The sequence below is a fragment of the Flagellimonas crocea genome, assembly GCF_033441595.1.
GTDB classification, from domain to species: Bacteria; Bacteroidota; Bacteroidia; order Flavobacteriales; family Flavobacteriaceae; genus Flagellimonas; species Flagellimonas crocea.
On sequence record NZ_JAUZVX010000003.1, the window covers coordinates 329,502 to 342,437 of the forward strand.

Sequence of the window (12,936 nt, forward strand, 5' to 3'; positions counted from 1 at the left end):
CCTTATTTTATGTTGATCAATCTACCTTTTTCCATTCGTATGATCTGATTGCAGCGTTTTTCCCATTTTGGGTTTTCGCTTACCACGACCAAAGCCCATCCATGGCTGGGGTCTGTCAGAAATTCTATCATTCTTTCCGTTTCCTCCTCATCGTATTGTTCCAAGGGGTCTTTGAGCACCATTAATTTAGGTCTGGTAACGATACTCCTTGCCAAAACAATCTTTCTGGAAATAAAATCAGGTATTTTTTTACCCTCTGGGTACAATATGGTCTTGAGTCCTTTGGGCTGTTCCTTAACAAATTGGGTAAGGCTTACCTTTTCCAGGGCCCAATACACATCCTCGATGGGAATGTCCTTGTTGCCAAAAGTGATGTTGTCCAAAAGGGTTCCCTCGAACGGGTATTCTTCCTTGAACGAGTGACCCAAATAGGAGCGGTACTGACTTAGTTTTACACCTTGGAGGGCTACATTGTTCACATATATTTTTCCGGAATCGGGTTCCAAAATACCTGCGATCATGCGCAACAATGTAGATCTTCCCGAGCCGCTCTTCCCTTGCACCAAAAGCATGGTATCCGGTTTTATGGTAAGCGATAAATTATCGATCACCTTTTTGTCCAGTCCGGGAACCTTATAAACGACATCCTCCAATTCCAACGTAATGCCTTCGTCATCCTTAAATGGGGTTTCCCCCTGTTGCGGCTCTAGCTTTTTATCCACAACCTGACCCATTTTTTCCAAAGAGGTCAATAGATCATAAAATGTTTCGAGTCCCAAAATCAGTTTTTCCACCGAGCTGATTACCAAAAGGATGATGATCTCTGCAGCCACGAACTGACCAATGTTCATTTGTTGTTCCAGGACCAGCAGACCTCCTATCAACAGAAGACCTGCGGTTACCAAGACCTTAAACCCTATCATTTGAATAAACTGTAGGACCAAGACCTTAAAATGGTTTTCCCTTGCTTCCAAATAATCGTTCACCAAGGCATCGTTTTTTTCCAAGGCATGGGAGGTTTTCCCGGATAGTTTAAAACTGACTATGGAACGGGCAATTTCCTGTACCCAATGGGCCACTTTATATTTTATCTTGGATTCTTCCAGACTAGTATCCAGTCCCCTCTGTGCCGTAAACTTGAAAACGATATAGATGAGCAATAGGAGCAGGAGTCCATAAATGATAAAGAATGGATGGTAAAAGGAGAGCAGCAACAGCCCGAAGACTATCTGCAACAGGGCCGCCGGAAAATCAATCAGTATTTTTGAGAGCGACTTTTGCACCGTTAACGTATCAAAAAAGCGATTCGCCAATTCCGGTGGATAATAATACTTGAGCTCGCTCATTTTAATTTTTGGAAAGCGATAGGCAAATTCAAAAGAGGATCTTGTAAATATTTTCTGCTGAAGGTTCTCAATAATCCGAATCTGCATTAGCTGAAGCGTACCCACAAATGCCACCCCCAATGTTACCAATACTACGAGCACTATCCAAGATGTACTCACCCGGGCACCTTGTATAAGGTTAATAATGGCCTGTATCCCCAAAGGAAGGGAAAGGTTCACCAAACCGGCAAAAATAGCGTAGTAAAAAATTTGAAAAATATCCTTTTTGTCCAGGGCAAGCAGGCCCATTAGCCGTTGCCATGCAGAAAGTATTTTTTTAGCCATGTTCTTTTTGATTTAGTGTACGGAAAATAAGATCGGTGAAAAATTGGGTAGGCGTAATTTTTTTATTGCAGTCCGTTAGTTTAGGGAAATGTTCAGTAAGAAAATATTGATGCAGCGTGCCCTCCAGCAAGGTGCTGGCCAAACTCAACGGGTAAGGGTAACTGGCATCCACTCCCTGTATCATTTTACTAATACGGCTCACAATTCTTTTGCTAATGGTAAAATAGCCATCCTTGTTTTCTTGGTCCACTTCCTTTACCAAATAGGATTTTGAGTATTCGTTGATAATCAGCCTGCTCAGGACCACTTCGTTAATATGCGAAAAGGAATTGTCCTCTTCCACGCTCTGCGTCAATACCTCAATGGCCTTCTTAAGTTTTGCCACAGGGTCCGAAATCCCGTTGGTGGCAAAAACCATTCTGTACTCCACCCAACCCCAATACCAAGAGGCCAAATAGAGCAATAACTTGTGCTTGTTCTCAAAATATCGGTAGATAGAACTCTCGTTGGATTGAATGCGAACACCCAATTTTTTAAACGTGAAACATTCAAATCCTATCTCATCGATGAGCAATATGCTCTGCTCTACTATTTTCTTCCCCAAATCCGAAGATTCAGGGTCTTTGACATAGAGCTTTCCGTTCATTTCCAGCTTTACCGACTTCATCAAAATATCCATTCCATCAAATTTTTTAAAACAGACTCTCGCGAATATAATAGTATTACTATCAATATTTAATACTTTAACTTTCAATTAACGGTCTGCTTTTTTGACTTACTTTTGATAAAAACGAATAACAATGGACAAACACAGATGTGGCTGGTGTGTGGGAGACAGCCTTTATGAAGCCTATCACGACACGGAATGGGGCGTTCCCGTAAAGGACGACGAAACCCTGTTCGAGTTCCTGATTTTGGAAACCTTTCAGGCTGGGTTGAGTTGGATAACCATTTTACGGAAACGTGAAAATTTTCGAAATGCCTTCGATCATTTTGACTACAAAAAGATTGCAAACTACGATCAAAACAAGATTGATGACCTTCTGCAAGACCCTGGAATCATCCGAAATAAATTGAAAGTAAACGCAACGGTCACCAATGCAAAAGCATTTATGGAGATTCAAAAAGAATTTGGTAGTTTCAGTAAATATATTTGGGGCTTTGTGGGACATAAACCCATTAAAAATGCGTGGCAACACTATAAAGATGCCCCAGGAACAACCGAACTGTCCGATGCCATAAGTAAAGATTTAAAAAAACGTGGCTTCAAATTTGTGGGGAGTACGGTAATTTATGCCCATATGCAGGCCACGGGCATGGTTAACGACCACGAAGTAAACTGTTTTAGATACGATGAAGTTTAAATACACCTTTTTTTTAATACTCGGAATTGCGCAGATCACATCCGCGCAGAACAAGTATGAACGGGAATCAAGAATTGACAAAGATGATTTCCCGAACGCTTCCTATCTCTTGATCGAAGATTATTTGGAAGATGCCAAACGTGTTCGTTTTTATCAAGAAACGGACAGCACCAAAAAAAGTTACGAAGCCAAGTTCAAAAAAGGGCGATTGCACTATAGCGTAGAGTTCGATCAGGAGGGAAAACTGGAGGATGTGGAATTCAAAATAAAAGAAAGGGACATTCCCAACGATACTTGGGGAACCATACAATTTTATCTAAATGAAAACCACAAAAAACCCCGGGTAAAAAAAATACAGCAGCAATACCCTGTCCGCGTGGGGCAATCCATCGAGAAGACCTTGCACAATGCCTTTCAAAATTTAATTTTGCCCGAAGTAAACTACGAACTTATCTTTTCAACCAAAGAGAGTGATGGCTTCCATGAATATGAGGCGCTGTTCGATTCCGAAGGACAGTTGATCCAGATTCGCAAATCCTTCCCACCAAGTTATGACCATGTACTGTACTAAGTGGTTTTTATTTGTTCCGTTGCTATTGTTAATGATTTCGGCATCCGTAAAAGGGCAAGAAAATCTTACGGGATATTGGCAACCGCAAATTGCCGTAAACTATCCAGTAACCGGTTCATATTCCCATAACTTTTCAATCGCGAACCGAAACTACATTTTTGACGATGAAGAATTCACCTTTAAAGGAAGACAACTGGATGTTGTCCATTTTTCAAACTTAAAAGTGAGAGACAACCAAAGTATCGCTTTGGGCGTTCAATACAGGTTCAGGAGCAATTTTGAAAACAGGGAAAACGAACTTAGACTTACCCAGCAGTACAACTTTACCAACCAACCCTTTGCAATTCGCTATGGACACAGGTTCCGAACCGAGCAACGTATCACCAATTCCTTGACAACCCATAGGTTCCGATATCGATTTGCAGTAGACTTTCCTTTGGTCGGTGAAAAATTAGATCCAGGGGAACCCTATTTTGTAGGGAGCTTGGAAAATCTGTTGAGCGTGGCCAAATACAATGCTCCTCAATATGATGTTCGTTTATCCGGTCAAGTGGGCTGGCAACTGAACGGCGGCATAAAATTCCAGGTGGGTGTGGAGTACCGAATGGAAGACTATAGCTCCAGCCTGCCACAAAACATCTTGTTTTTATTGACGAGTGCCCAGCTGTCCCTGTAGTATTTTCACGAACTCCTTTCTTGGGATCAACTCCGCGCCCAAACTTTCCAGATGATCGGTATGTACTTGGCAATCGATGAGCCTGTAGCCTTTTTTACCCAATTCCTGCGCCATTTTTATAAAAGCAAATTTTGAAGCATTCGGACGGAGGCTGAACATGCTCTCCCCGCAGAACACATGTCCCAGATCCACCCCGTACAGACCACCTACGAGTTCATCGCCTTCCCATACTTCAAAAGATCGGGCATGGCCTTTTTTATATAAATTCAAATACGCGGTTTTCATTTCGGGGGTGATCCAGGTACCTTCCTGCCCTTTTCTTTCGATTGTGGCACAATGGTCCATCACCCTTTCAAAGCAATTGCTCTGAGTGAGGGTAAATACTTTGTCCCTAATGACTTTTCTCATGCTTTTGGACACTTTTACCTTATCTGGAAAGAGCACCATACGGGGGTCGGGGGTCCACCATAAAATCAAGGAATCATCATTGAACCAAGGAAAGATTCCATTTTTATAGGCCAATAACAATCGTTCCGGGGACAGGTCTCCCCCAACGGCAAGAAGTCCATCTTCACTGGCGGTATCAACAGGAGGAAACTCCAGTCTTTTGCTCAAAAACTGTAACGGGGTATTTTCCACAGGCAATTTTTACTAAAAATACAAATAGGCATAAAAAAAAGAAAATCCGAACCTAAGGCCCAGATTTTTAATTAATTATGCTTAAAACCTATGGTTGACTAAAAAGGTAGATCATCATGGTCTTCCTCGTTTAGGTCGTCGGCAGGCTCAAAGGCTTCCATTGGCGGAACAGGTGGCATATTGTCCGAACCAGGCTGTTCAGGCTGAAGGGCCTCGATCCTCCACCCTTGGATAGAGTTGAAATATTTGGTCTCTCCCTGAGGGTTTACCCATTCCCTTCCCCTTAGATTGATGCTTATCTTCACCATTTGGCCAACGCTATAGCTGTTTAGCAAATCGCACTTATCCTGAACAAATTCCACCAATATATGTTGTGGATACTGCTCTTCCGTGGTCACTACAACCTCTCTTTTCCTAAAACCGTTGTTGCCGTAGGTTTTGGTTTCATCTATCATTTTGATTCTTCCCTGAACTTCCATGCAATGTTAATTTTTATTGAAATTCAAAAATACATAAAATGAATTCCACTGACGGCCGTTATTTCAACTAACTATCAACATGTTTTCCATTTTCCTATATCTTTAATACGAATTCCGCCAACAATGAACTTTAGCCCTAAAAGGAAAACCTCCAACATTATAATGCTCGTAGCGGCATTTGTAATTGTGAGCCTTATTTTGTGGAATACCAATAGTTTTTTCAAAAAATTCAAGGAGGAGGAGCGCCTAAAAATGGAAATATGGGCCACTGCCCAATTGGAGCTCATCCAATCCTCGGTGGACCAAGAATTGGGAAACCTTACCCTAAAAGTGTTGGGCAACAACACCTCTACCCCCATGATCCTAATGAACGAGGAAGGGTCTTACAAAACGCACAACATTCCGGAGGACAAGGTTACCGACAGTGCATACATCCTAAAAAAGGTCGCCCAGTTCAAAAATGAGAACGAACCTATACAGATCATCCAGGAAAATGAACTGTTGGAAACATTGTATTATGGTAACTCGGAAGTACTGAACAAACTAAAATATTATCCGTTGGCACTATTGCTGATCATATGCCTGTTCGGAGCTGTTATTTTCTTTTTCTTTAGAACCAACAAGGCTTCGGAACAGAACAAGCTTTGGGCTGGGATGGCCAAGGAAACAGCACATCAAATCGGCACTCCGCTTACTTCATTGCTAGGCTGGAACGAACTCCTGAAATCCGAGAACATCAATCCAGAGGTGACCAAGGAAATAGCTAAGGACATCGACCGCCTAGAAACCATTACGGAACGCTTTTCCAAAATAGGATCCGTCCCCGAGCTACGGGAACATGATATCGTGGCCGAAACCAAAAAAGCCTATGAGTACCTCAAAAAACGGAGTTCAAAACTGGTGCATTTTTCCTTTAGCTGTAATGTGGACGAAGCCCATGTTTTGATGAACCCCCCACTATATAACTGGAGCATTGAAAACTTGGTAAAAAACGGTATCGATGCCATGAAGGGGAAGGGCAATATTGCCATTCAAATTGAAAAAAAGGGGAATATCGTCAATATTTTGGTGTCCGATACTGGCCACGGGATCCCAAAAAGTGATTTTCAGAATATTTTCAATCCGGGGGTCACATCAAAGAAAAGAGGCTGGGGATTAGGACTTTCACTCGTAAAAAGAATTGTTGAAGAGTACCATAAAGGAAAAATTAAAGTATTTTCGTCTAGTAAAGAAGGAACTATCATGCAGATTTCCCTAAGAGCACTATAAAATTGAATTATGGCCAAGGAAAAACAACTTGTAATCCAAGAAGCTGATATTACCAACAACTGCCCCAAATGTTTTAATCAGGAACTTAAGATTACATTCTATCAAAAACACACCTTTAATGCGCTGTACCACAGAACCACTGGTGTTGTTACCAACGAAATAAAATGTAAAAAATGCGGCTCGGTGATTTATCCCGTGGACTGGACTCCAGATATTGAGCGCGTTTATGAATACTACAACAAACTGGTTAAGCCAGACAGGCCCGCCGTGAGGTTTACCATGCTGTTCTTTATCATTTTGATATTGATGCTCAGCTTGGCGGCTGCAGGGGTATATTTTTATCTGGAAAGTTAAAGATTGGCCCTGATCGCTTTGGCAACGGCCTCGAACTCCTCTTTTGCAAGTTCTTCCTTGTGCTGAAAAGTGGCATTTGCCATACTTTGCAGCGGAATCAGGTGCACGTGCACATGGGGCACCTCCAAGCCAATAACGGACATCCCCACACGCTTGCAAGGCACCGCCTTTTCAATGGCCCTTCCAATTTTTCGGGAAAATGCCATGAGCTTCATGTAGGATTCCTCATCAAGGTCCATAATTTTGTCCGTTTCCTTTTTGGGAACGCAGAGGGTATGCCCTTTGGCGTTTGGATTGATGTCCAAAAAAGCGAAGTTGTCATCGTCCTCCGCAATTTTGTATGAGGGAATATCCCCATTTATGATCTTTGTGAAGATACTGGCCATTTTGATTTGGTTTAATAAAAAAATCCCGTGCTACGACGGGATTAAATATAACCAATTTCGTTACAGTTATTCTCTTGTTATCTCTAAAACTTCAAACTTTAGGGTTCCATTGGGCACTTTGATCTCGGCCACATCCCCCACTTTTTTTCCTAACAAGCCCTTTCCAATGGGAGACGTTACGGAAATCTTGCCCGCTTTTAAATTGGCTTCGCTTTCTGCGACCAAAGTATATTTCATTTCCATGCCATTGGCCTGGTTCTTCAACTTAACGGTGGAAAGCACCAGGATTTTTGAGGTATCCAATTGGGACTCATCTATCAAACGGGCATTCGCCAAGGTCTCCTCCATCTTGGATATTTTCATCTCCAATAGGCCCTGTGCTTCTTTGGCCGCATCATATTCCGCATTCTCAGAAAGATCTCCCTTGTCCCTTGCCTCGGCGATAGCCTGGGATGCCTTGGGGCGCTCCACGTCCTTTAGGTGGTTGAGTTCGTCCCTCAATTTCTTTAATCCTTCGGGTGTATAGTACGAAACTTTGCTCATGTCGATAATTTTTTATGCAAAGAGGCATTGAAGAAAATCAAAAAATTTCCCCAATGTACTCTTCCTCTACAAATACAAAAAATCCTCTACGATGCCCATGACCTGCATGGTTTTTGCGAGGATTTAACGCAAATATAGAGATTTTTTGCTCAACTTTGCCCTCGAAACGCACTGAAACTATCCATTATGAAGCACTTTTGGAGCATCGCTATTTTGGCCCTTATTTTATCCTGCAGCTCCGATACGAGCAACAGAAATCCATATTTACAGGAGGCACGGTTTCGGTTTGAACTGAACTTGAACCTACCGTTGTACAATAATCTGAAAAATATCGGAAACCCTGTTTATGTGGGCAACAACGGGGTGGGTACCAGAGGCGCATTTGTAATCAATACGGGTTCCAGTTTTATGGCATGGGAGGCAAGTTGCCCCAACCATGTTCCCAATGAATGCTCCACCATGACAATCGATGGACAGAATGCCGTTTGTAGTTGTGAAGGATATACCTATAATCTTTTTACGGGACAGCAATTGAACAGGCCCGATGACGGAAACCGATACCACGACCTTCTTTTTTATCGGGCCACCCAGAGCGGAAATGTAGTGGTAATATCTAATTAAATAAATGATCATGAAGTATAGAAGACTAGGAAAAGCAGGAATAAATGTATCGGAGATCTCCTTGGGAACTTGGCAAGTAGGAGGAAAATGGGGTTCTGGCTTCGACGACTCATTGGCAGAAAAAATTATAAACGAAGCGATAGACGCTGGGGTGAATTTTATCGATACCGCTGATGTGTATGAGGCCGGTGCGAGTGAAGCCGCCGTAGGCCGAGTGGTCAAATCTAGATCGGAAAAGGTTTTTGTGGCCACCAAATGTGGCAGGCAGATAAATCCACACGTAAACGAAGGATATACAGCGGAGACATTGCGAAAATTTGTAGAGAACAGCCTAAAAAACACCGGATTGGAATGTTTGGATTTGATCCAACTGCATTGTCCTCCAACGGAGGTTTATTACAGACCGGAGATATTCGAACTGTTCGACCGATTAAAGCATGAAGGGAAAATAAAAAACCTTGGTGTCAGTGTTGAGAAGGTCGAAGAAGGATTAAAGGCCATCGAATATCCCAATGTCAATACGGTACAAATTATTTTCAATATGTTTAGGCAACGTCCTTCAGAGCTATTTTTTGAGCAGGCGAAGAAAAAGGATATCGGTGTAATTGTTCGGGTTCCTTTGGCCAGTGGATTGTTGACCGGAAAGTTCTCCTCAAACTCCACTTTTGATAAGGACGACCATAGATTCTTTAATAGAGACGGTGCCGCGTTTGATAAGGGAGAAACTTTTAGTGGTGTTCCATTCAACGTTGGTCTGCAGGCTGTTGAAAAGCTAAAAACACTGTTTCCCCAAAAAGAGAACCTTGCCCCGGTCGCGTTACGATGGATCTTGGATTTTGAAGAGGTCAGCTGCATTATTCCCGGAGCATCCAAGGTGGAGCATCTTAAAAGTAACCTTCAATCTGTGGAACTACCTCCACTTTCGGAACAGGAAAGATCGGCCATTGGTACTATTTATGATGAGCACATCAAAAAATATGTGCATCAACTTTGGTAGGTGACTTTTAGCCGCCCAATATTTTTTCCATAATCCAGTTGGTATGGAGACCCGTCTTTCCGGTTGAAGGATGTTCCTTATTCCCTAAAAGATGTTCTTTGATGTTCCTTACATGGAATTCTTGAATGTGATCGGGATTGGGAATCTCCAATATCTCATGTGTTGATTTGTTTTCCAGCTCAACCGGTCCTTCGTCCAATACGGCAAATCGTATAGTGCCTTTGGAGCCGGAAATTTCAACCTTGTCCGTTCGGTGATACGAACCAAAGTTCCATGTGCCGGTTCCCGTGATGCCTCCCACATGGACCCAACTCGCCGTTACGGAGTCAAAAGCATCATACAGGCCAAGTTGATTCGTTGCAAAGCCGTGGGCATCGACAATATCGCCCAATAAAAAAGTGAACAGGTCCAATCCATGGCTGGCCAAATCATCAAAATATCCACCGCGTGCAATGCCTGAATCAGTTCGCCAGTTGTATTCTTTGCTTATATCAATTTCACTTGGGGGCTTGGTTTTTTGCCATTGGATGTGCCTTACCTCTCCTATCAGGCCATCATCCAGCCATTGTTTGATTTTAAGGAAACGGGGGAGGGAACGCCGGTAATAGGCAATAAAAAGAGGTATTCCTTTGGCCCGAAAATCTTCATAAATGGCCAAACTATCTTGGTAGGTAGGTGCCATCGGTTTTTCAATACAACAGGGCTTGCCCGCTTTGGCCACTTGTAATGCATAAAAGGCGTGCGTATCGGGCGGCGTTGCAATGTAAACGGCATCCACATCTGGATGGTCGATGACCTCATCGGCATTGGTGGTCCAATTGGGAACATGATGTCTCCGCGCATAATCTTCAACTTTTGTTGCATTGCGCCGCATTACCATGTTCACTTGAAACCCGGATACAAGCTGATAGGCGGGAACACTTTTCTTTTCCGCCACACTACCGCATCCAATAACGCCCCAACGTAGGGGTCGCTCTTCCGAAAAATGAAAACGGGATTCTGTCATTGTGTTAAAATTACAGAATCCCGCTAACTTTATTCATCTAGAAATTAATGGTCGCCCCTACCAGAAAGTTTATTCCTGCTTGCGGGTAGTACCCGGCCCCTTCTATAGTGGTAATGGTTCCAGGGTTGGAAAAGTCATCATCGTACGTATAAAAATATCCGTTGGATACGATATCGGCATCAAAAATATTGTTGACGAGCCCGGATAGCACAATACTCTTTATAAAGGAATTGGTGTTGATGGTGTATTGAACATTGAAATCCGTTTGGGTGTAGCTATCCAAAACCGAGTTCTCCGAGTCGATATTGCCCATATATTGTTTGCCCACAAATTTTGAAAGAAGGGAAACCTGAAAATCTTCATTGGGGCGATAGGCTATAATATTGCCTGCTATCAACCGGGGAGAGTATGCGATGTTCGTATTGCCCAAGTTTTGAAGTTCACCGTCCCGCTCGAAATAGAAATCGATGTTTCTATTATCGCTCAGGGCAATATTGGGCTTCCATTGAAAGGAATTGGACAATCTCACATTGGCATCAATTTCCAGACCCAAGCGATAGCTATCGCCAACATTGGACCTCAACGGTGCTCCTACATCGTTAAGTTCCCCAGTAAGCACCAATTGGTCTTTGTACCTCATGTAGTACACGTTGGTGTTCAACTGAAAACTTGGCGAAACATACCTCCAACCCAGTTCAAAATCGTTGAGCTTTTCGGGTTTCGGGCTTCCGCTTTCGTAGTCGTTACGGTTAGGCTCACGATTGGCCTTTGCGTAGGAAAAGTAGAAATTGTTGTTACGGTTCAAATCGAACGTAATACCCGCCTTTGGATTGAAAAAGCTAAATGTATCATCTACCAAACCAGTGTCGTCACCATTGGCCTCATAGGTTACACCGCGGTATTGGACATCACCGAATAGTGACCATTGGTCCGTTAAATTATAATTGGCCTTGGTGTATACATTGAAATCCGTTTTGGTGGAAGTATCATCGTAGTATCGGTCCCTGATCTCACTATTGCTTGCGTATTCGGCCCAAATGATCTCTCCGAAGTGATCGCCCTTATACTCGTTGTATCCACCACCCATTATAACTTCCAAGTTGTCATTATTATAAGTAGCGGAAAAAATGGTTCCGTAAAAATCGTTGTCCAACCATCGGCGGCGAATCAAATCCGTGTTTTCCACCAATTCACCGTTTACTGTGATGGGCTCCAGGCCATAGGTAGCAAAATCGTCATCTTCCCTGTACTGCTCAAAAAATCCACGCCCACGGGTGTAGTGTACCGCCAAATGGGTGTTCCAAGAGGAGTTCCACGTTTCGTACCAATGTAACTGAAAGTGATCCTGCTTATAATTGTCCACCTCGTTATCGTAATATTGGGTATTGCCATTATCGTCCGTATACTCGCCCGCCGAATTATAGGTTCGGTCATTTTCCAGTTGATCCGCAGTGATCCCGTTCCATGCCTGATAAGTAACTTCGTGTCCGCCAAAAAGTAAGGCTTTTACCAAGGTGTTGTCATCATTATAAACTCCTTGCAGAAAATAGGCGTCCAAATCTGAAGATGCCCTGTCCACATACCCATCGGAAGTAATTCTTGACAATCTTCCTGAAAACTCAAAATGGTCGTTCATGAGTCCTGTACTGAACTTTACATTGTTCCGAAGTGTGTTAAAGCTTCCTTTGGAGGAGGAAATTTGGGCGTAGGACTCCTCGGAAAAAGCATCCGTGAGCATGTTCAAACTTGCACCAAAGGCTCCTGCACCATTGGTAGAGGTGCCCACTCCACGTTGCAACTGCAAACTTTGGGTGGAAGAAGCAAAATCGGGCATGTTTACCCAAAAAGTTCCTTGCGATTCGGCATCGTTGTAAGGAATACCGTTGATGGTCACATTGACCCGGGTGGCATCACTACCACGTACACGTATACTCGTGTAGCCCACTCCTGCCCCGGCATCGGAGGTCGTTACCACCGCTGGCATAAAGTTCATGAGAATGGGAATGTCCTGTCCCAAGTTCCTTGGGGCCATTTCTACCTTATCCAAATCGGAGAACGTAATGGGAAAATCCTTGGTCACCCTAACGGCCTGTACCAAAACCTCGTCCAGCACTACTTTTTTTCCCTCAATACTGTCCGTGGGCTCTTCTTGGGCACTTGCGGTCAAGGCCATGCCAAAAACAAAGATTCCGGTGATTACATTTTTGATGCGGTTTCGAAAATTCTTCCTTCTCGGTCGCATCGAGCCAAAAAGGGCTCTTGTTTGAATAATTGAATAGAGTTTCATTCGTAAAATTGTTACGAATAAAAGGGGTCATTATTCTTTGTTAATAATTGATTTTTGTTTCTAAAGAAACATAG

At 43.0% G+C, this 12,936-nt stretch carries 15 protein-coding genes; 7 read left to right on the forward strand and 8 right to left on the reverse strand.

Going from position 1 to position 12,936, the window contains the following annotated elements; translation table 11 throughout:
- Window positions 1-2 precede the first annotated feature (2 nt).
- Window positions 3-1,670: a peptidase domain-containing ABC transporter gene (locus SD449_RS10900; protein ID WP_318310588.1), complete on the reverse strand. Its 1,668-nt coding sequence runs from the start codon at window positions 1,668-1,670 to the stop codon at window positions 3-5.
- Window positions 1,663-2,349: a TetR/AcrR family transcriptional regulator gene (locus SD449_RS10905; RefSeq protein WP_318310590.1), complete on the reverse strand. Its 687-nt coding sequence runs from the start codon at window positions 2,347-2,349 to the stop codon at window positions 1,663-1,665. Before SD449_RS10905 ends, SD449_RS10900 begins: the two co-directional genes overlap by 8 nt.
- 121 nt (window positions 2,350-2,470) lie before the next feature.
- Between SD449_RS10905 and SD449_RS10910 the strand changes: the two genes are divergently transcribed.
- Genes SD449_RS10910 through SD449_RS10920 form a run of 3 tightly spaced genes read left to right on the forward strand, consistent with a single transcriptional unit; the run spans window position 2,471 to window position 4,281 of the window.
- A complete protein-coding gene (locus tag SD449_RS10910) occupies window positions 2,471-3,034 on the forward strand; it encodes a DNA-3-methyladenine glycosylase I (RefSeq protein ID WP_318310591.1) in 564 nt (187 codons plus the stop codon).
- Complete coding sequence (locus SD449_RS10915) at window positions 3,024-3,605, forward strand: hypothetical protein (protein ID WP_318310593.1); 582 nt, start codon at window positions 3,024-3,026, stop codon at window positions 3,603-3,605. Before SD449_RS10910 ends, SD449_RS10915 begins: the two co-directional genes overlap by 11 nt.
- Window positions 3,592-4,281, forward strand: a complete 690-nt coding sequence (locus SD449_RS10920) for a DUF2490 domain-containing protein (RefSeq protein WP_318310594.1) — start codon at window positions 3,592-3,594, stop codon at window positions 4,279-4,281. The genes SD449_RS10915 and SD449_RS10920 overlap by 14 nt, the downstream gene beginning before the upstream one ends.
- On the opposite strand, the gene aat is transcribed toward SD449_RS10920, so the two are convergent.
- Together aat and SD449_RS10930 are read right to left on the reverse strand one after the other, a co-directional pair.
- The gene (gene aat / locus SD449_RS10925) at window positions 4,252-4,926 is read right to left on the reverse strand and encodes a leucyl/phenylalanyl-tRNA--protein transferase (RefSeq protein WP_318310595.1); all 675 of its coding nucleotides are present in this window, start codon (window positions 4,924-4,926) and stop codon (window positions 4,252-4,254) included. The genes SD449_RS10920 and aat overlap by 30 nt on opposite strands.
- A gap of 92 nt (window positions 4,927-5,018) precedes the next feature.
- The gene (locus SD449_RS10930; protein ID WP_318310596.1) at window positions 5,019-5,399 is read right to left on the reverse strand and encodes a DUF3127 domain-containing protein; all 381 of its coding nucleotides are present in this window, start codon (window positions 5,397-5,399) and stop codon (window positions 5,019-5,021) included.
- 123 nt (window positions 5,400-5,522) lie between these two features.
- Between SD449_RS10930 and SD449_RS10935 the strand changes: the two genes are divergently transcribed.
- Entirely contained in the window at window positions 5,523-6,668 is a 1,146-nt protein-coding gene (locus SD449_RS10935) for a sensor histidine kinase (protein ID WP_318310598.1), read from the forward strand.
- Window positions 6,669-6,677: 9 nt separating this feature from the next.
- A complete protein-coding gene (locus tag SD449_RS10940; RefSeq protein WP_318310600.1) occupies window positions 6,678-7,022 on the forward strand; it encodes a hypothetical protein in 345 nt (114 codons plus the stop codon).
- On the opposite strand, the gene SD449_RS10945 is transcribed toward SD449_RS10940, so the two are convergent.
- Entirely contained in the window at window positions 7,019-7,408 is a 390-nt protein-coding gene (locus tag SD449_RS10945) for an HIT family protein (protein ID WP_318310602.1), read from the reverse strand. The two genes, SD449_RS10940 and SD449_RS10945, sit on opposite strands and share 4 nt — an antisense overlap.
- Window positions 7,409-7,474: 66 nt before the next feature.
- Window positions 7,475-7,951: a transcription elongation factor GreA gene (greA, locus tag SD449_RS10950; RefSeq protein ID WP_318310603.1), complete on the reverse strand. Its 477-nt coding sequence runs from the start codon at window positions 7,949-7,951 to the stop codon at window positions 7,475-7,477.
- Window positions 7,952-8,137: 186 nt separating this feature from the next.
- Here greA and SD449_RS10955 point away from each other — a divergent pair, with 186 nt between their 5' ends.
- Window positions 8,138-8,572 carry a Rieske (2Fe-2S) protein gene (locus tag SD449_RS10955; RefSeq protein ID WP_318310604.1) on the forward strand — a complete coding sequence of 145 codons (435 nt, stop codon included), beginning with the start codon at window positions 8,138-8,140 and terminating at the stop codon, window positions 8,570-8,572.
- A 10-nt stretch (window positions 8,573-8,582) separates the two neighbouring features.
- Entirely contained in the window at window positions 8,583-9,569 is a 987-nt protein-coding gene (locus SD449_RS10960) for an aldo/keto reductase (protein ID WP_318310606.1), read from the forward strand.
- 7 nt (window positions 9,570-9,576) lie between these two features.
- On the opposite strand, the gene SD449_RS10965 is transcribed toward SD449_RS10960, so the two are convergent.
- Entirely contained in the window at window positions 9,577-10,575 is a 999-nt protein-coding gene (locus tag SD449_RS10965; RefSeq protein ID WP_318310607.1) for a Gfo/Idh/MocA family protein, read from the reverse strand.
- Between the two features lie 37 nt (window positions 10,576-10,612).
- The gene (locus SD449_RS10970) at window positions 10,613-12,862 is read right to left on the reverse strand and encodes a TonB-dependent receptor (RefSeq protein ID WP_318310608.1); all 2,250 of its coding nucleotides are present in this window, start codon (window positions 12,860-12,862) and stop codon (window positions 10,613-10,615) included.
- Window positions 12,863-12,936 lie beyond the last annotated feature (74 nt).

Excerpts from the sequence above, each read along its gene's own strand:
- SD449_RS10955 (WP_318310604.1), top strand. The coding sequence starts at position 8,138 with ATGAAGCACTTTTGGAGCATCGCTATTTTGGCCCTTATTTTATCCTGC.
- SD449_RS10940 (WP_318310600.1), top strand. The coding sequence starts at position 6,678 with ATGGCCAAGGAAAAACAACTTGTAATCCAAGAAGCTGATATTACCAAC.
- SD449_RS10910 (WP_318310591.1), top strand. The coding sequence starts at position 2,471 with ATGGACAAACACAGATGTGGCTGGTGTGTGGGAGACAGCCTTTATGAA.
- greA (WP_318310603.1), bottom strand. The coding sequence starts at position 7,951 with ATGAGCAAAGTTTCGTACTATACACCCGAAGGATTAAAGAAATTGAGG.
- SD449_RS10915 (WP_318310593.1), top strand. The coding sequence starts at position 3,024 with ATGAAGTTTAAATACACCTTTTTTTTAATACTCGGAATTGCGCAGATC.
- SD449_RS10935 (WP_318310598.1), top strand. The coding sequence starts at position 5,523 with ATGAACTTTAGCCCTAAAAGGAAAACCTCCAACATTATAATGCTCGTA.
- SD449_RS10970 (WP_318310608.1), bottom strand. The coding sequence starts at position 12,862 with ATGAAACTCTATTCAATTATTCAAACAAGAGCCCTTTTTGGCTCGATG.
- SD449_RS10905 (WP_318310590.1), bottom strand. The coding sequence starts at position 2,349 with ATGGATATTTTGATGAAGTCGGTAAAGCTGGAAATGAACGGAAAGCTC.
- SD449_RS10920 (WP_318310594.1), top strand. The coding sequence starts at position 3,592 with ATGTACTGTACTAAGTGGTTTTTATTTGTTCCGTTGCTATTGTTAATG.
- SD449_RS10945 (WP_318310602.1), bottom strand. The coding sequence starts at position 7,408 with ATGGCCAGTATCTTCACAAAGATCATAAATGGGGATATTCCCTCATAC.
- SD449_RS10930 (WP_318310596.1), bottom strand. The coding sequence starts at position 5,399 with ATGGAAGTTCAGGGAAGAATCAAAATGATAGATGAAACCAAAACCTAC.
- SD449_RS10900 (WP_318310588.1), bottom strand. The coding sequence starts at position 1,670 with ATGGCTAAAAAAATACTTTCTGCATGGCAACGGCTAATGGGCCTGCTT.
- SD449_RS10965 (WP_318310607.1), bottom strand. The coding sequence starts at position 10,575 with ATGACAGAATCCCGTTTTCATTTTTCGGAAGAGCGACCCCTACGTTGG.
- SD449_RS10960 (WP_318310606.1), top strand. The coding sequence starts at position 8,583 with ATGAAGTATAGAAGACTAGGAAAAGCAGGAATAAATGTATCGGAGATC.